13 protein-coding genes are annotated in these 17,069 nt (G+C 68.9%); 6 read left to right on the top strand and 7 right to left on the bottom strand.

Annotation, left to right across the window (positions count from 1 at the left end; all coding sequences use genetic code 11):
- Nucleotides 1–24: 24 nt before the first annotated feature.
- The 4 genes from GII31_RS11985 to GII31_RS11970 all read right to left on the bottom strand — a co-directional run bounded on the left by GII31_RS11985 (nucleotide 25) and on the right by GII31_RS11970 (nucleotide 4,229).
- Nucleotides 25–1,005, bottom strand: a complete 981-nt coding sequence (locus tag GII31_RS11985; RefSeq protein ID WP_213243330.1) for an arsenic resistance protein — start codon at nucleotides 1,003–1,005, stop codon at nucleotides 25–27.
- 87 nt (nucleotides 1,006–1,092) lie between these two features.
- Nucleotides 1,093–1,722, bottom strand: a complete 630-nt coding sequence (upp, locus tag GII31_RS11980; RefSeq protein ID WP_213243328.1) for a uracil phosphoribosyltransferase — start codon at nucleotides 1,720–1,722, stop codon at nucleotides 1,093–1,095.
- A gap of 15 nt (nucleotides 1,723–1,737) precedes the next feature.
- Complete coding sequence (locus GII31_RS11975) at nucleotides 1,738–2,994, bottom strand: URC4/urg3 family protein (protein ID WP_213243326.1); 1,257 nt, start codon at nucleotides 2,992–2,994, stop codon at nucleotides 1,738–1,740.
- Nucleotides 2,994–4,229: a GTP cyclohydrolase II gene (locus GII31_RS11970; RefSeq protein WP_213243324.1), complete on the bottom strand. Its 1,236-nt coding sequence runs from the start codon at nucleotides 4,227–4,229 to the stop codon at nucleotides 2,994–2,996. The genes GII31_RS11975 and GII31_RS11970 overlap by 1 nt, the downstream gene beginning before the upstream one ends.
- A 223-nt stretch (nucleotides 4,230–4,452) precedes the next feature.
- Between GII31_RS11970 and GII31_RS11965 the strand changes: the two genes are divergently transcribed.
- Nucleotides 4,453–5,175, top strand: coding sequence for a CPBP family intramembrane glutamic endopeptidase (locus GII31_RS11965; protein WP_246221838.1), 723 nt, complete (start codon nucleotides 4,453–4,455; stop codon nucleotides 5,173–5,175).
- A 210-nt stretch (nucleotides 5,176–5,385) separates the two neighbouring features.
- Here GII31_RS11965 and katG read toward each other — a convergent pair whose 3' ends face one another.
- Entirely contained in the window at nucleotides 5,386–7,584 is a 2,199-nt protein-coding gene (gene katG / locus GII31_RS11960; protein ID WP_213243323.1) for a catalase/peroxidase HPI, read from the bottom strand.
- 241 nt (nucleotides 7,585–7,825) lie between these two features.
- On the bottom strand, nucleotides 7,826–8,242 hold the full coding sequence (locus tag GII31_RS11955; RefSeq protein ID WP_213250231.1) for a Fur family transcriptional regulator: 417 nt from the start codon (nucleotides 8,240–8,242) through the stop codon (nucleotides 7,826–7,828).
- Nucleotides 8,243–8,519: 277 nt separating this feature from the next.
- Between GII31_RS11955 and GII31_RS11950 the strand changes: the two genes are divergently transcribed.
- From GII31_RS11950 to GII31_RS11930, 5 genes are all read left to right on the top strand, one after another.
- Nucleotides 8,520–11,126, top strand: coding sequence for a helix-turn-helix transcriptional regulator (locus tag GII31_RS11950; RefSeq protein ID WP_213243321.1), 2,607 nt, complete (start codon nucleotides 8,520–8,522; stop codon nucleotides 11,124–11,126).
- 94 nt (nucleotides 11,127–11,220) lie between these two features.
- Nucleotides 11,221–12,474 (top strand): DUF2235 domain-containing protein, encoded by a 1,254-nt coding sequence (locus tag GII31_RS11945; RefSeq protein WP_213243319.1) that lies wholly within the window; start codon nucleotides 11,221–11,223, stop codon nucleotides 12,472–12,474.
- A gap of 49 nt (nucleotides 12,475–12,523) precedes the next feature.
- Nucleotides 12,524–12,835 carry a hypothetical protein gene (locus tag GII31_RS11940; protein WP_213243317.1) on the top strand — a complete coding sequence of 104 codons (312 nt, stop codon included), beginning with the start codon at nucleotides 12,524–12,526 and terminating at the stop codon, nucleotides 12,833–12,835.
- 110 nt (nucleotides 12,836–12,945) lie between these two features.
- Nucleotides 12,946–13,797, top strand: a complete 852-nt coding sequence (locus GII31_RS11935; protein WP_213243315.1) for a 3-hydroxybutyryl-CoA dehydrogenase — start codon at nucleotides 12,946–12,948, stop codon at nucleotides 13,795–13,797.
- Between the two features lie 198 nt (nucleotides 13,798–13,995).
- Nucleotides 13,996–14,871, top strand: coding sequence for a hypothetical protein (locus GII31_RS11930; protein ID WP_213243314.1), 876 nt, complete (start codon nucleotides 13,996–13,998; stop codon nucleotides 14,869–14,871).
- Here the strand turns inward: GII31_RS11930 and GII31_RS11925 are convergent.
- On the bottom strand, nucleotides 14,868–17,021 hold the full coding sequence (locus GII31_RS11925; RefSeq protein WP_260839954.1) for an acyl-CoA dehydrogenase: 2,154 nt from the start codon (nucleotides 17,019–17,021) through the stop codon (nucleotides 14,868–14,870). The two genes, GII31_RS11930 and GII31_RS11925, sit on opposite strands and share 4 nt — an antisense overlap.
- Between the last annotated feature and the right edge of the window lie 48 nt (nucleotides 17,022–17,069).

The raw sequence follows: 17,069 nt of genomic DNA, 5'->3' as shown, positions 1-17,069 counted from the left end.
ACCGCCGCGGGGCCGGGTGAGTGGTCAATCCTTGACGAGTGCGGGCACCGCACGCACGCAGATCGCCATGCCGACCACCTCCACCAGAGTCTGGGCGACGATCACCGCCGCGGCGATCTCCATGCCGTCGGGCAGGGCCAGTGCCAGCGGCATCACCACCAGCGAGTTGCGGGTGGCGGCCGAGAAGGCGACCGCGCGGGCGCGCGGCGGCGGAAGGCGCCAGAGCCGTGCCAGCGCGGCGCCGAGCACGATCATGGCGGCCAGGAACGCGATGTACACCGGGACCACCCGCGCCACATCACCCGCCCGGCCGTCGATATGCGGCACCTGCGAGGCGGTCACCACCACCAGCACCAGCACCATCAACGGCACCATCGTCGCGGCGGCCGTATCCGGAAGCCGCCGCAGGCCACGTGGGGTGGGGCGGCGCAGGTCGGCTCGCACCAGCCACTGCGTCAGCCACGCGAGCAGCAACGGCACCACGATGATGACCACGAACGCCTCGACGAACGGGCGCACATCCAGGATGTCACCGATGGCGTCGTCCATGAACAGCCGCAGATACAACGGCAGCAGCGCCATCTGAGCCAGCAACAGCAGCGGGGTGGCGGCCACCAGCCTCGCCGCGTCACCACCGGCCAGGCCGGTGAACACGACCACATAGTCCACGCATGGGCACAGCAACACCAGCAGCACACCGATCCGCACCGCGTCGTCACCGGGCAGCAGGGGCAGCAGAGCCGCCACCAGCAGCGGCACCACCACGAAATTGACGACCAGCAAGGCCGAGAGAAATCGGGTGTCGCGGGCCGCCTCGGCCAGCGAGGCGATCGGCACCTGCAGGAACGTGACGAACAGGAGTGCGGCCAGCGCCGGGTTCATCACCGAGGAAAGCGACCCGGTGGTGTCCGGGACGGCCAGTCCGGCCAGCGCACCCACGATGATGGCGACGATGTAGATCGGTACCTGATGTCGGTCCATGGTGTCGACGATGCGGGCTGCCATAGGCGGCCATTGTTCCCTACGGCCGATGCGGCACCGGCCGGGAGGGGACCGTGGCGTTGCCGTGCGGCCCGGTCGCTGCCGTGCGGTTCAGTCGGTACCGAAGACCCGGTCGGCGGCATCCCCGATTCCGGGAAGGATGTAGCCGTCGGTGTTGAGTTCGCGGTCGACGGCGGCGGTGTAGATCGCCACATCCGGGTGCGCCTCGGTGAAGATCTTCAGGCCCTCCGGGCTGGCGACCAGACAGACGAACTTGATCGACCTGGGCGAGTACTCCTTGAGCCGGTCGACCGCCGCCACCGCAGAATGGCCGGTGGCCAGCAACGGATCGGTCACCACCACATCGCGTTCATCGAGGTCCCCGGGCATCTTGAAGTAGTACTCCACCACCACCTGCGTCTTCGGGTCGCGGTAGAGGCCGATGTGGCCGATGCGGGCGCCCGGCACCACGGTCAACATGCCGTCGGCGATCTGCGAACCGGCGCGCAACACCGCCGCGATCACCACCTTCTTGCCGTCGATCACCCGGCCGGTGGTCTTCTCCATCGGCGTCTCGATGCTGATCTCGTGCATCGGGATGTCGCGCAGCACCTCATACGCCATCAACGTGGAGATCTCGGTGAGCAGCCGCCGGAAATCGTTGGTCGAGGTCTGCTTCTGCCGCATCAGCGTCAGCTTGTGCTCGATCAGCGGATGATCGATGACGGTCAGTTGTTCCACGATGTGCTCCTGCCTCTAGAAGACGGTGCCGTTGCTGGCGATGGTGAGCGGCGGCAGACCGCCGCGCAGGCGCGCGGCGGTGACCCGGCCGGCGGCCCAGGTGCCGCCTTCGAGAACCCGCGCCAACGGCAGCACGTCGGCGTCCACCCCGAGCTCGGCGCGCACCGCCACGGCGATCTCGTCGAGCAGTGCGATGGTCAGCGCCCGCCACTCGACGACGAGTTCGTCGCCCACCTGCCACCGGCGTTCGGCGAACCCCGGATCGCGCAGCGTGAGCACACCGGTGTCCAGGAGAAGCCCGCCATTGCGGTACTCGGGCAGACCGGTGAGACCGTCGAGACCGGAGACCGGGAAACCGCTCAGCTCCAGCGGTTCGATCAGCGAATAGGTGAGCCACTGCGACAGTTTGTGGAACGGCATCCGGCCGGGTGCGGGCGAACAGTCGCCGAGGGCGGGGTGCGGCCAGCAGTCACCGAGCGCCACCACGTCGCCGGACTCGTCGACAAAGGTGTCGGCCGATGGCCAGATGGGGGTGAGGTGATCGAGGACCGCGCCGAGGATCGTCTCGGCGGCCACCGGGGCGGCGCCGGTGAAGACCTCGAGCAGACCGCCCGGACGCCCGTCGGCGGTGAACGTCACCGGATCGGCGGCCAGCACATCGCCCAGCCGGTGCAGGATGTCGAGCCTGCCGTCGAGGCCGACCAACCGGTTGCCGTCGGAGACCTGGAAGACCTCGGCCAGCCGCCGCGCGGTGAGCGCCCGCAGCCCGGCGGCGTCGACGCGCAACGGGATATCAGGATCACCGGAGAACGTCCCGGCGACAAAGGCGTGCCAGCTGGCCACCCCCAGACCTTCCGAGCGGGTATACACGCGGTCACCATCGGGCGACGATTCCCGATACGACCAGTCCGGACCCGCACCGGCGTCGAGCAACACGCTGACCACCGTCAGATCGATGAATGTGCGGGCCCGCTCGCGCGCGTCGACACCCGACAGACGCGCCGTCAGTGCGGCGGCCCGATCGAGCCCGCCGGCCTCGAAGTGCCGCCACCTACTGTGATAGGGGATACGCAGATCCGGGAACCTCGAACGGGTCAACTCGGCCACCTCGTGGGCGGCGACGGCGATCGCCGCGTCGTCGACGAGGAACCACCGCGAGCGGCCCGCCCGCGCACGCTCGAGCAGCAGACCGGCGCGTTCGCGGATCGTGGCGGTGCTGCGCAGTGCGGCCGCGACACCGGCGGCATCGACCGCACCCGCGGCCCGTGTCATCAGCCCAGCCCCCGGCCGCGGACCTGCTTGAGCGCCGCCGCATCGGGCACCGGGCCCGGCGTGAAGTAGCCGGCCGCCATCTTGGCGTCGATCTCCACCCGGGCATCGGCCGGCACCAGCTCGTCGGGAATGTTCACCCGCTCACCCACCTCGATACCCGAACCGGTGATGGCGTCGTACTTCATGTTGCTCATCGACACCAGCCGGTGGATCTTGCGGATACCGAGCCAATGAAGTACGTCGGGCATCAGTTCCTGGAACCGCATATCCTGCACTCCGGCAACACATTCGGTGCGAGCGAAATATTGGTCGGCGGTGTCGCCGCCCTCCTGGCGCTTGCGGGCGTTGTACACCAGGAACTTGGTCACCTCGCCGAGCGCCCGGCCCTCCTTGCGCGAGTAGGCCACCAGGCCGACGCCGCCGCGCTGCGCGCCCAGAATGCACTCCTCGATCGCGTGCGTCAGATACGGCCGGCACGTACAGATATCGGATCCGAACACATCCGAACCATTGCATTCGTCGTGCACGCGGGCGGTCAGCTCGACCTCCGGGTCGGCCAGATCGCGTGCATCGCCGAAGATATAGACGGTCTGTCCGCCGATCGGCGGCAGAAACACCTCCACATCCGACCGGGTGACCAACTCCGGATACATGCCGCCGGTCTCCTCGAACAACACCCGGCGCAATTCCCCTTCACCGCACCCGAATCGGGCGGCCACACCGGGCAGCCACCACACCGGTTCCACCGCCACCTTGGTGACCACGGCCGCGCCGCCGTCGAACAGCGTCACACCGTCCGGGGTCAGCCTGCCACGGGCGATGGCCTCGGTGATCTCGGGCAGGATCACGTGTGCTTTGGTGACCGCGATCGTCGGACGGATGTCGAAGCCCCGCTCCAGGTATCCCGAGAACACCTCGGCGATCGTGGCACCCCACGGATCGATGCTCACTATCGCGTTCGGATCGGCCCACTGCGGGTACGGTCCGATGTGGTCGGTGGGGGAGGTGTTGGTCAGATCGGCGCGGTGATCGCGCGAGAGCGCCCCGGCCGCCACCGCCAGCGCCCGATACACACTGTAGGAGCCGCTGTGGGTGCCGATCACGTTACGGTGCCCGCGCGTGACGGTAGTTCCGACGACCGGCCCGCGTTCGGCGGCTGTTGTTGCGCCCCAATGAATCCGGGGGGCGTCGGCGCCTCCGCTGTGCGAAGTGAGCCGGATGTGGCCGGTGGTCATGTCGCCTTCTCCTTGCCCCCCGTGGAACGGGTTGTGTGGGGTGGGAAGGCACCAGCATAGCCACGGCCGGGCCGAACCGCCCGATGAAAAGTGTGATCGCCGTCATACCCGAAGGTCGGGATAAGTGGATCGGACACGCCGCTATCACGATCACGGAACTTTCCGATGTCGCCGGGAGTTGAACCCGAGGTCGGCACAGGGGCCGGCGGGTGATCAGGAGGACATGATGGAGCGGTCGCGGCTCAACTCGGCGATGTGGATTTTGGCGACGATCGCGGTACTCGTGACCGCCAACCTCATGGTCGCCTTCGGCTCCGAGTACCTGCCGACAGCAGTGACCTACGCCGCCGTGCCCGTCGCGGCGGTCGTCCTGGTGGTGATGGCCCGGGCATCGGGCCTCGGCTGGGCCGACCTCGGCCTCGCCCGCTCCCAGATCCGGCCGTCCCTGCCGTACGCCGCCGCCGCGATCGGGGTGGTCGTCATCGTGGTGGGCGCGGTCATCGCGATACCGGCCCTGCGGCAGTTCTTCCTGTCCGAAAAGTACAACGCCGTGTTGCCCGCGCTGTTCGCCGCCGGAATCGCGATACCCCTGCACACGGTGCTCCCCGAAGAACTCGCCTTCCGCAGCGTCCTGCACGGCAGGCTCACCCACCTGTTCGGAGTACGCGCGGCGGTGTTCGTGGGCGCATTCGCGTTCGGACTCTGGCACATCGCGTCGTCGTGGGGACTGACCGACGGCAACAAGGGCTTCACCGAGGTCCTCGGCAGTGGGACATTCGGCCAGATCGCCGGGGTTGTCGGCGCCGTCGTGGCCACAGCGGTGGCCGGGCTGATACTGAGTTGGCTGCGGCACCGCTCGACAAGCCTGATCGCACCCATAGCACTGCACTGGGCACTCAACGCCACCGGTGCCGTCGCCGCGGCCGCCGCCTGGCAGTTCGCGTGAAGAGCGGCTTGAGGTGCGAAGTGCGGCCCATCTTGTTGGTTGAGGTATGAGCTTGCGAGCCTCGAAACCTGGTGGTCGAGGGGTTTCGAGGCTTGTCGCTTGCGCTCCTCGCACCTCAACCGGCGTGGGGGTGGGGGTGAGGCGCGAGCCCCGAAACCCGGTGGGACGTTGTGTCCTGTGGGGTTTCGGGGCTCGTCGCGTGGGGGTGTGTCAGATGTCGAAGCGGTCCAGGTTGGAGACCTTGGTCCAGGCGGCCACGAAGTCGTCGACGAACTTGCCCGCGGCGTCGTCCTGGGCGTACACCTCGGCGAGCGCGCGCAACTGCGAGTTGGCACCGAAGATCAGGTCCGCACGGGTGCCCGTCCACTTGGCGACACCGCTGGCACGGTCGGTGCCCACGTAGGTGCCGTCGTCGTCGGCCGATGCCTTCCACGCGGTGCCCATGTCGAGCAGGTTCACGAAGAAGTCATTGGTGAGGGTTCCCGGCCGGTCGGTGAGCACACCCAGTGCCGAGTCGCCGTAGTTGGCGCCGAGCACACGCAGGCCACCGATGAGGACGGTCATCTCCGGGGCCGACAGCGTCAGCAGATTCGCCTTGTCGAGCAGTTCGTACTCGGCCGGCACCTCCGACGCCTTGCCCTGGTAGTTGCGGAAGCCGTCGGCACGCGGTTCGAGGTAGGCGAACGACTCGACGTCGGTCAGTTCCTGTGTGGTGTCGCCGCGTCCCGGGGTGAACGGCACGCTGACGGCGCGACCGGCGGCCTTCGCGGCCTGCTCGACACCCACATTGCCGCCGAGCACCACCAGATCGGCGAACGAGACGGTGTTGCCGCCGGCCGCGTTGAACGCCGCCTGGATCTCCTCCAGCTTGGCGATGACCTGGGCGAGGGCGTCGGGCTCGTTGATCTCCCAGCCGGCCTGCGGCTGCAGACGGATCCGGCCACCGTTGGCGCCGCCGCGCTTGTCACTGCCACGGAACGACGACGACGCCGCCCATGCGGTGGACACCAGCTGCGCCACGGTCAGACCGGACTCGGCGAGCTGACCCTTGAGGGTCTGCACGTCGGCGTCGGTGATGGTGGAGGCGGTCTCGGCCGGAATCGGGTCCTGCCACAGCAGTTCCTCATCCGGCACCAGCGGCCCACGGTAGAGGGCGACAGGTCCCATGTCACGGTGGATCAGCTTGAACCAGGCGCGGGCGAACGTGTCGGCCAGTTCGTCGGGATGATCGAGCCAGCGGCGGGTGATCTTCTCGTAGATCGGGTCGTAGCGCAGCGCCAGGTCGGAGGTCAGCATCGACGGATGGGTCTTGCCGGTGCCGAAGGCCTCGGGCACCGAGTTGGCCCAGCCGTTGTTCTTGGGCCGCCACTGCTGCGCACCGGCGGGGCTGTGGAACAGTTCCCACTCGTTGCCGTAGAGGATCTCCAGGAAGCTGTTGTCCCACTTGGTGGGCGTGTGGGTCCAGATGACCTCCAGGCCGCTGCCCATCGCGTCGGGGCCGATGCCGGTGCCCACCGAGCTGGCCCAGCCCAGGCCCTGCTGTTCGAGCGGGGCGGCCTCGGGTTCGGCGCCGACCTTGTTGCCGTCGCCCTTGCCGTGGGTCTTGCCGAAGGTGTGGCCGCCGACGATCAGCGCGGCGGTCTCCTCGTCGTTCATCGCCATCCGGCCGAAGGTATCGCGGATGTCGATGGCCGAGGCGAGCGGATCGGGATTGCCGTTGGGGCCTTCGGGATTGACGTAGATCAGGCCCATCTGCACGGCCGCGAGCGGGTTGGCGAGGTCACGCTCGCCGCTGTAGCGCTTGTCGCCGCCGAGCCATTCGGCCTCCGGGCCCCAGTACACCTCTTCGGGTTCCCATTCGTCCTTGCGGCCGAAGGCGAAACCGAAGGTCTTGAAGCCCATCGCATCGAGGGCGACGTTGCCGGCGAACGCCAGCAGGTCGGCCCACGAGAGCGCGTTGCCGTACTTCTTCTTGATCGGCCACAGCAGGCGGCGCGCCTTGTCGAGGCCGACGTTGTCCGGCCAGCTGTTCAGCGGTGCGAAGCGCTGCATCCCGGCGCCGGTGCCGCCGCGGCCGTCGGAGACGCGGTAGGTGCCCGCCGCATGCCAGGACATGCGGATGAACAGGGGGCCGTAATTGCCGAAGTCGGCCGGCCACCACTCCTGCGAATCGGTCAGCAGGGCCTTCATATCGGCTGTAAGGGCCTCTACGTCAAGGCTTTCCAACGCCTTGTCGTAGTCGAAGTCACCGCCGAGGGGATTGCCCACATCGGGGTTGTGTGCCAGCAGCTTCAGATTGAGCAGGTTGGGCCACCAATCGCGGTTGCCGCCGCCTTCGGTGGGGGGTGCGATAGTGCCGTGTGCCACCGGGCATCCGCCGGTTTGCGGGGCATCGGTTGTCTCGCTCATGAGATGCGGTTCCTTTCGGTGTTCGACCGAGAAATTGTTCGACCGAGAAAAATGGGGTGAATCGACTGCCCGCCGGACGTATGTCTCCGGTGCGCTGACAGGTGTCGATCTACGGTTGTGCTGCGGAAGTAGCTGTGCCGCAGTGGTATTCAGTTGGAATTGCGAATAGGGCGGTGAGGGTGGAGTGGGGCGGTCCTTATGATGACGGCTGTGTGTGGGGCTAGGGGCTGGTAAACGCGGGTCAGGCTGTTTCGGGCTGAGCGGCCGAGCAGTCGGGGCACAGGCCCCAATAGATCACCTCGGCCTCGTCTACGACGAAGCCTTGGTTGTTCGACGGTGTGAGACACGGAGATTCGCCGATTGCGCAATCGACGTCGCCGATCGTCCCGCACTGTCTGCACACCACGTGATGATGGTTGTCGTTGATCCGGGCCTCGTACCGCGAGACCAGGCCGGACGGCTGGATCCGGCGGATCAGCCGAGCGGTGGTCAGGGCGCGCAGTACGTCGTAGACGGCCTGGGTGGAGACATCCGGCAGCGTGGAGCGCACCGCGCCGACGATGGTGTCGGTGTCGGCATGCGGATGCGAGTGAACGGCTTCGAGGACCGCGACCCGGGGCCGTGTGACCCGAAGTCCGCTGCCACGGATCTGGTCCATGAAGGTGGATTCGTCACTCACCTCTCCTACGGTAGGGGCCGCGTCGCGGTTTGTCACGAGTTTTCTGGAATCAATCCAAAAAAGTTAGGTTTGCCTGTGCTGTGGGTCACTATGCCGGTCATTCTCGCACCCGCCGCCGCGCCGGTGCCGGGTTTCGCCCGGTTTGGGTCACATCTCCCATAGGTCGGCTGATTAATCTTTGCCGCAACTGTTTCCGCCGGTCGTGGCTGTAGTCATTGCTGTAGAGCGGCCGGGAGAGCCGGACTACATTGACACCATGGGGAAAAACTGGCCGATGATCGAGCGTGAACTGGAGTTCGCGCGGATCCGGTCCGCGCTGGGGGAGCGTTCGGGCCACTGCGGGGTGGTGCTGACCGGGGATGCCGGGGTGGGAAAGACGACGCTGGCGCGCCATGCCGCCGAGGGCATGGACCTGAGCGTGCGGTGGGTGGCAGGCACCGTCTCCGCGCGCAGCATCCCGCTCGGGGTGTTCGCCCATCTCGTCGGGCCCGCCACCTCCAGCGATCCGGTCACCTATCTCGCCGCGGCGCGCGAATCCCTGCTCGCCGACGGCCATCCGGTCATCGGTGTCGACGACGCCCATCTGCTCGACGAACTCTCCGCGACCCTGCTGCATCAGCTGGCCATCGACAGGGCGGTGCACATCATCGCCACCGTGCGCAGCGGCGAATCGGTTCCCGACGCCATCACCTCGCTGTGGAAGGACGACCACGTCGTACGGGTGGCGCTCGCGCCGTTCAGCAAGGAACAGAGCGTCGAACTGATCGAACGGGTGCTCGGCGGACGGCTCGAAGGACTCTCGGCCGACCTCATGTGGGACGCCTCCGGCGGTAATGCTCTGTTCCTGCGGCACCTGGTGCAGGGCGCCGTCGAGTCGGGCACACTGCGCGAGGTCAACAATGTCTGGCAGTTGCGCGGGCGGGCCACCATCACCTCCGAGCTGGCCTCGCTGCTGGAGAGCCGGATCGACCAACTCGACGACGACGTCGCACACGCCCTGCAATTGCTGACCCTGTGCGAGCCGATCGATCTGGACGTCCTTGTGGAACTGGCGGGTGAGCCGGCGGTGGAGAACGCCGAGGACGCCGGCCTGATCCGGATCGGCCGGGACGGCCGGACCCTCACCGTCCGCTACGCGCACCCCCTGTTCGGGGAGGTGATCCGCAAGAGACTGGGCTTCGCCTCGTCGCGGCGACTGCGCGGCAAGCTGGTCGACGCGCTGCGCACCCGGCCCCTTCGCACGGCCTCCGACCGGATCCGGCTCGCCGGACTGGCCCTGGACAGCGACGCCGACGCCGAGCCCGCGCTGTTCGCCGACGCGGCCAGGGACTCACTGATGCTCGCCGACGTGGAGGTGGGCGAGCAGTTCGCGCGTGCGGCGGTCGGCGCCGGGGCGGGCGTGGCCGCGGCCGGTCTGCTCGCGCGGGCCCTGATGTGGAAAGGTCTCAACGCCGAATCCGACGCCGTACTCGCCGATGTGGACCCCGCCGCGCTCGACGACGGTGAACTGCTCATCTGGGGCCTGCAGCGGATCGGCAATCTGTTCTGGGGTATCGGCGACGTCGCCGCGGCGCGGGAGGTCCTCGACCTCGTCCGCGATCGCATCGACAACCCGTCGCTGATCCAGATCGTCGACGGGATAGCCTCGGCCTGCGCACTGTTCACCGGCGACATCACCGGCGCGATCGAACTGTCGAACAAGGTCCTCGACGCCGTGACGCCGTTGCCGTGGGCCACCGAGTGGGCGGTCTTCGGTGGCGGTCTGGCGCGGGCCCTCGCCGGACGCGGTGACGAGGTCGCCGCCATCGCCCGGCGCGGCCGCAGCGCGGAGAAGAGCACCGACGGCGTGCTGCGGTTCCCGGCCGGATTCGGCGAAATCCTGGCGCTGACGCTGACCGGCCAATTGGCCGCCGCGCAGTCGGCGGCCGATCAGTACGTCGAATTCTCCTCCGCCGGTCAGTATCTGGCGTGGGCGCTGTCGGGCACGCACATGGCCGCCGTCGAGGTGGCCCGCGGCCGGTTCCCGGCGGCCGCCGAGCGGATCGAGCAGACGATGGCCGCCCTCGCCGACCAGGATGCGCTGTCGTGGGTGTTTCCCGCCAGAATCCTGCTGGCCCAATCTTATTCGGCCCTCGGTGATTCCGGCGGTGCCGCCGGGGTCCTGGCCGCCGCCCGCGAATGTGCCGGCCCCGCGGTGCAGGTGTTCGCGCACCAGCTGGAGATCGCACAGGCGTGGCAGTACGCGTCCGCGGGCATGGTGTCGAGGGCGATCGCGCACGCCCGGAGCACGGCCGCCGCGGCATCGGCGAGCGGCCAGTTCGCGATTGAGGCCGAAGCACTGCACGCGGCTGCCCGCTTCGGCGCCACCGACGGGCAGATCCCCGAGCGTCTGGCCGAACTCGCCGCGCAACTCGACGGACGCATGGTGCAGGTGTACGCCGGGCACGCGCGGGCCGTCGTCGACGGTGACGCGGCGGGCCTGGACCGGTGCGCCGCCGACTTCGAGAATCTCGGTGCGATGCTGTCGGCGGCCGACTCGGCGGCGGCGGCCGCGACCGTTCACGACCGGGCCGGTGACCGGCCGGCGGTCGCGCTGTCCGCGGCGACGGCCACGCGGTTGTCGGCGCTGTGCGGTGGCCTGCACACCCCGGCGACGGTGGAGTCGGCCAACCCGCTGCCGCTGACCTCGCGCGAACGCGAGATCGCCAACCTCGTCGCGGCGGGCCTGACCAATCGTGAGATCGCCGACCGGCTCGTGGTGTCGGTGCGGACCGTCGAAGGACACATCTATCGGGCGTGCACCAAGCTCGACGTGGGTGACCGGGCGGCGCTGGCGGCGTTGCTCACCGACGGTACCCGGTAGCCGCCGCCACCGGGTTCCGCCGAACGGGTAGCGCACTACTCGCGACCTGCCACCCACATGCCCCTACCTTGGGGTTCAGTGGAAGGGAGCGGCGATGAAAACGCTGGTGGTGTGCTGTGACGGTACATGGAAACGCGCCGACGACGTCGACGTGTCCAACATCGAGAAGATCGCCCGGTCGGTGGCCCCGAACGACAGACACGGCCGACCTCAGATCGTCTACTACCGGGCCGGGGTGGGCACCGGCGGCGGCCGGATCGAACGCCTGGTGGGTGGCGCGTTCGGGATAGGTCTGGACTCGGCCATCGTCGACGCCTACCGCTTCCTGGCGCTCAATTACGAACACGGCGACAAGGTGTACGTATTCGGGTTCAGCCGCGGCGCCTACACCGCCCGCAGCCTGGTCGGGCTGATCGATCGCATCGGTTTGCTGACCCCGGACGGGGTCGCCTCCGGCGCACTGCCGCAGGCGCTGAGGCTGTACCGGGAACGCCCTCGGCCCAGGGTCGGTTTCGTCCCCGCCTACTCGGGCAGGCCGGGGTGGGCCGAGGATGCGGCGGCGTTCAGGCGGTCCTGCCATCCGGTGGTGCCGATCGCCTTCCTGGGGGTGTTCGACACGGTCGGCGCGCTGGGGGCACCCGGACCCACCCGGCGCCGGTACCGCTTCCACGATGTGCGGCTGAGCCCGCAGGTACTGGTGGCCCGGCAGGCGCTGGCCCTCGCCGAACGCCGGCGGGCCTTCGCGCCGTGCCTGTGGGCGGTCCCCGACGTCACGGGCGGACCGCGGCCCGACGTGGTCCAGTTGTGGTTCGACGGCGTCCACACCGACGTCGGCGGCGGATACGAGAACTGCGCACTCGGTGACCGGTCGCTGGCGTGGATGGTCACCGAGGCGAGCAAGAACGACGGCCTGCACTTCGACAGCGAGCGGATCGTGCCCCACCTGTGCACGCTGGCGGAGGTGCCCCACGATTCGCTGACCGTCTTCTACCGGGTGGCGAACCTGTTCAGCCGGTGCGCGGCGGCATTCGACGGACGCCTGCCGTCACGGCCGCTGAGGCGGTACCGGAACGGTTGGCGGAACCTGGCGCCGATGGTCGATCCCGTCCAGCCCGGCGAGGAGGGCAACCGCGACCCGCTGGACGGGCGAGCCAGAGGTGTCCTGGTCGCCCGGCCGGCCGTGGACAGGATGTGCGCGGGCGGCGGGCGGTCGTGGCCGGTCAACCCGAACATACGGGCGTGGTTCGGCGAGTGGGGCCCCGACGGGACGATCCCCGGCGAACTCATCGCGCCGATACCCGCTCTCACCGCGCCCGGCGACGACCGCGCCGGACCGTCGGCGCTGTGAGGCCGTGCGGCTCTGTCGGCGCCCGGACCGGAGTTGTTAGGGTCACAGCATGGTAGAAGTCGAGTCCGTTGAGGCAAGTACCGGGCGGGCCGTCGGACCCGCGGATCTGAGGCCGGGGGACATCGTCGGACGGGCCGACCACCCCGACGAGCGGGTCCGGGTGTCCGGGGTCAGTGTCCCGGTCATCATGCCCACCGGCCGGGCCGAGCCCGACCACGCCCTGAGATACCTGGTGTGCGTCGCCTTCGGCGACGGAATCGGCTATCCGATCAGCGTTTTCGCCGACGAGACGTTGATCCGGTATCCGCACGGCACCCGCGTCAACCCCGGGCCGCACGGCGACCTCGCCGACCTGGGCTGAGCCTCACCTGTGTCCCGGCCGCCGGGCCTCACTATCATCGACCCCGGTGATAGTGAGGTCGACGGCACCCGGCCTCGGCTCGCATCCTGGAGAGATTGGAGAACAGCCATATGACGCAGCTAGGTGTGGTCGGCGGTGGCACGATGGGCGCCGGTATCGCCGAGGTCGCGGCCCGGTCCGGTGACCAGGTCCTGATCCTCGAGCGTGATCAGGACACCGCCGACGCGGCCCGCGCGCGGATCGCCGCATCCCTGGCCCGCGGCGTCAAGCGGGGCAAGCTGAGCGAAGAGGACGCCGACGCCGCCCTGGCCCGGCTGACCACCACCACGACCGTCGACGACTTCGGTGACCGCGAACTGGTCATCGAGGCGCTCCCGGAGATCGAGAACCTCAAGGTGTCGTTCTTCGCCGACCTCGATCGGGTCACCCCGAAAGAGACGATCCTGGCCACCAACACCTCCTCGATCCCGATCATCCGGGTGTCCAAGGAGGTGGCCGACCCGTCCCGCGTGGTGGGCGTGCACTTCTTCAACCCGGTCCCGGTGATGCCGCTGGTGGAGATCATCTCCAGCCTCGCCACCGCACCCGAGGCCGCGCAGACGGTGACCGACTACGTCCGCGACAACCTCGGCAAGAAGCCGATCCAGGCAGGTGACCGCGGCGGTTTCGTCGTCAACGCCCTGCTCATCCCGTACCTGGTGAGCGCCATCCGCATGTACGAGAGCGGCTACGCCACCAAGGAGGACATCGACACCGGAATGGTCAACGGTTGCGCGCACCCGCAGGGTCCGCTCGCCCTGTGCGACACCGTTGGTCTCGACATCGTGCTCGACGTCTCCGAATCGCTGTTCGACGAATTCCGCGAATCGCACTACGCGCCCCCGCCGCTGCTGCGCCGCATGGTCGACGCCGGCTACCTGGGCCGCAAGAGCGGCCGCGGATTCTACGACTACGCGCGATAGCGTCCATGGCGCGCAGCCTCGACGACCACCGCGACCACCGGTAGGGATGGCGGACCAGGGCGTGCGACATGCCCCGGCGAACGCCGCGCCGTACGAGGTGAGGGCCACCGCCGGACAACCGGCGGTGGCCCTATCGGCGCACGCCCACCGCCGACGGTGGGCCCGCTGACGGTGACGGGACCATTAGAGTGCATGACCATGACATCGCGACCGAAGCCCTGGCATCGCAACCGGAAGATCAGGACGACGCCGGCCGGGCTCGTCGCCGTTGTCCTCGCGGCGATCGCGGCGAGCATCGCACCGGCGGCGCAGGCGGACACCGGCTGGCGGTCGGCGGGAACCTCGAACCATCCCAGCATCGACACCAACCAGGGCCTGGCCACCACGGCGTCGGGACGGCTCACCGTTCGCGGGTACACCTCGATCCGCCCGGACCTCGCGCTCGCGGGCTGGTCGCACATCGGCGACCACGACATCCACGACGGGCATACCTACGACGCCTACGAGAACCTGGCGGCGGGCCGCAAACTGTATGTGGTGACCGATTCCGCGGGACGCGCGCGTTCCTACTTTCACCGGGTGCGTGCGGGGGAGAAGGGCAACAACTCCTTCGCCACCGTCTCCCCGTCGGGCACATACGTGGTGTCCGGCGAGTTCGGTCAGCAGCGCCGGTTGCTGGTGTTCGCCAATCCCGTGGGGCGGCCGGACGGTTCGACGATCCGGTACATCGGGCAGATCCGGTTCGACCGGGTCGTCGGCGATATCCAGTCGTGTGACTTCGTCACCGAACGCAGGTTGCTGTGCATCGACGACGACCACGCGGTGAAGACCCTGCACGCCGTCGACCTGACGGCACCGCTGGGCGGGGCGGTCACCCCGGCCCGACTGACGACCGAACTCACCCTCCCGCTGCGTGGCCGCAGCGCCTGCGCCGGCGACTGGGAATCGGAGGGCGTGGACTACGACGCCAGGCGCCGGGTGCTGCGGGTGGCCGCGATCGAGCCGCTGCCGTGCGGACTCAACACCGTGGTATTCCGGTTCACCCGGGCCGCGACCACCGCCGGCGCGAATTAACGCAGCAGGGGGTCGCGGGGCAGGCCCAGGATGCGTTCGCCGATCTGATTGCGGGAGATCTCCGAGGTCCCGCCGGCGATGGTGTTCTGGCGGGCGTACACATACATCATCGACGCGAGCGCGGCCGGTCCGTCGGCCGGCGCCGCATCCGGTCCCAGCAGTTCCATCGCCAGATCGACTGTGCGCTGGCCGTGTTCGGCGGTGAGTAGCTTGGTCACATTGCCCTCCGGGCCGGGTTCGCCGCCGATCACCGCCCGCTGCGCACGGCGCAGATTCATCGCCCGCAACGCCTGCTTCTGGGCGATCAGCTCACCGGTGCGCCGACGGGCGCCATCGATCTCGACCGTACGATCACGCCAGGCCTGCACCGGATCGACCGTGGCGGTCAGACCGTCGCCGCCGATCGTCACCCGCTCGTTGCCGAGCGTGGACCGGGCCACCCGCCAACCTTCGTTGACCGGGCCGACGACATCGGAGTCGGGGACGAAGACGTCATCGAAGTAGACCTCGTTGAACAGGGTGGTGCCGCCCGCATCGCGTAGCGGAACGATCGTGACCCCGGGTGCGGTCAGATCGATGACCATGGTGGTGATCCCGGCATGTTTCGGGGCGTCGGGATCGGTGCGGATCGTGGCCAGACCGAATGCGGCCTTGTGCGCGTCGCTGGTCCAGATCTTCTGCCCGTTCACCACCCAGCCGCCGTCCGAGCGGACCGCCCTGGTGCGTACCGACGCCGCATCCGAACCGGCCTCGGGCTCACTGAACAGTTGGCACCAGATGGTCTCGCCGTGCAGCGCGGGCCGCACCCAGCGGTCGATCTGCCCGGGTGTGCCGTGTGAGATCACCGACAGCACAACCCATCCGGTGATCGACAGCTGAACCTTGCGGACATTGGCGCGGGCCATCTCCTCGTCGATGACGAGTTGTTCGATCGGCCCGGCCGCTCGGCCCCACGGCCTCGGCCAATGCGGCGTCGCCAGCCCCGTGTCGACGAGCAGTCCGCGGCGCTCGGCCGGCGGTGCGGCCGCGATCCGGTCGACCAGTTCGGCGATCTCGGCGCGGATCGGCGCGGCCTCGGCGGGCAGATCGAGTTGCGCGTGCCGGGACACCCCGGCCTCGGCGAGACCGGTGACATCCTCGGCGGCGGCCGCGGGGGAGACGAATGCCGCCACCGCCGACGCCCGGCGCAGGAGCAGATGGGCGTCGTGTTCCCAGGTGAATCCGATCCCGCCGTGGATCTGGATGCAACGCTGGGCGTTGCCGATGAACGCCTGCGGAGCCAGGGCGGCGGCCGCGGCGGCCGCCAACCCGAACTGCTGCCGGTCCTCGTCCGCGGCGCGGGCCGCATCCCATACCGCGGCCGCGGCCAGCTGCGCGGCGGTGAACATGTCCGCGCAGTGATGCTTCACCGGTCCGAACGTGCCGATGACGCGGCCGAACTGGGTGCGGATCTTGGCGTACGCCACCGCGTCGTCCGTGCAACGGGTGGCGCCGCCGACGGCATCGGCCGACGCCAGGGTGCGGGCGATGGCCAGCGCGGTGGGGGCGGCGCCGGGGAAGACGGTGATCGCCGAACCGGGCACATCGGTGAGCCGGACCCGGGCCGAACGTCGCGTCGGATCGAAGTTCTGTGGTGCGTCGATGGTCAGACCACCGGCGGTGGTGTCGACCAGAACGACGTCATCGCCGGAGACCACCATGATGTGGGTGGCCAGGGCCGCGCCCAGCACCACACCCGCATCGCCGGAGGCGTGATCGGCGGTATCGAGTGTCGCGTTCAGGCCGATACCGCCGATAGCCGTGCCGTCGGCGAAGGCGGGCAGGAGCGCGGCACGGTGGGCGTGGCCACCGACGGCCGCGATGACCGCCGAGACGGTGACGGTCGGCAGCAGGGGACCGGGCGCGGCGTCGTATCCCGACTCGGCGACGATCACCGCCAACTCGGCCAGACCCAGTCCGGCTCCGCCGAACTGCTCGTCGAGATGGATTCCGAGCCAACCCAATTCGGCCAGCCGGGGCCAGAACGACGGTATCGCTTCGGCGGGAGCGTCGAGCAGGGCGCGGGCTTCGGCGCGTGCCTGTGCCGAGGCGAGGAAGGCCCGGGCCGTCTCGGCCAGGTTTCGGTGTTCGTCGGTGATCGCCAATGACATGGCGCCAGCGTAGCCGCTGATCACAATACTGTAAGCAGAACGGTAGTA

It is taken from the genome of Gordonia pseudamarae (assembly GCF_025273675.1).
In the GTDB taxonomy this organism is placed as follows: domain Bacteria; phylum Actinomycetota; class Actinomycetes; order Mycobacteriales; family Mycobacteriaceae; genus Gordonia; species Gordonia pseudamarae.
Note: the sequence above shows the minus strand (reverse complement) of the source record. Positions and strands in the feature narration are given on the sequence as shown.